Origin of the sequence: Brevibacillus reuszeri, assembly GCF_002897295.1 — a bacterium.
Taxonomy (GTDB): domain Bacteria; phylum Bacillota; class Bacilli; order Brevibacillales; family Brevibacillaceae; genus Brevibacillus; species Brevibacillus reuszeri_A.
Map to the genome: position 1 here is coordinate 1 of NZ_BEXF01000110.1, position 826 is coordinate 826.

The following is an 826-nucleotide window of genomic DNA, read 5'->3' on the forward strand; positions in this document are numbered from 1 at the left end:
GGAAGACAATGTTCAATAAATTGATGATTGTAGCCCATCCTGATGATGAAATAATCTTTGGAGGAGCTCAACTTATCAAGGGAAAAGGGTGGAAAGTTATTTGTGTAACTAATGGAAAACACAAAGTGCGGGCAAGAGAGTTTAAAAAAGCAATGAAAGACGTAGGAGCCGAGTATGAAATGTGGAGTTATAAAGATAAATGGGAAGGAGATTTTAACCGAAAGGCTTTGAAAAAAGATATCGCACAGGTACTGCAAGCCAATCCTCAGATCACGATGATTGTGACCCACAATAAAAAAGGGGAGTATGGCCATACTCAACACAGAGCATTGCATCAGGTTGTCAGAGAGCTGGCTCAGGAGAAGATGTATATTTTTAAACGCTCTAAATATAAATTGCCTGAAGATCTGATCAAGCAAAAATACAAAATTTTAAAACGATACAGAAGTCAGGACATTGAATGGCTAAAGAAATATACGGATTACGAAAGTATTCGGAAATTAAGTTAGTGTATAATAATCGAATGTGCGGCAATGTTGTTTGTTACAGCGAATAGAATGGACAGTCCCTAAAGTAGTTATACTACCGGAACAGCCCATTCTTCGCTTCAAATGTCCAATTTGCTAAATGGAGACATTTGAGAGTGAATTATATTCTTCTCTACGGGTACCTTCATCTGGAATAGTTACGGTTGTATAAGGTATAAAGTCATCTGTATAGGTAACTAATTTACAATTTCTCATATATTCCTCAGTGTCCCGTTTCTGTGTATGTGACTGAATGTTCTCTCTTCGAATACATACGTAATTTTTCTTAGACACATAAT

1 protein-coding gene is annotated in these 826 nt (G+C 36.6%); it reads left to right on the plus strand.

Annotated features, from left to right (window positions below):
* Positions 1–509 (plus strand): PIG-L family deacetylase (locus C3B52_RS35680; protein WP_103111014.1); only part of this gene is annotated, 509 nt, incomplete at its 5' end.
* Positions 510–826 lie beyond the last annotated feature (317 nt).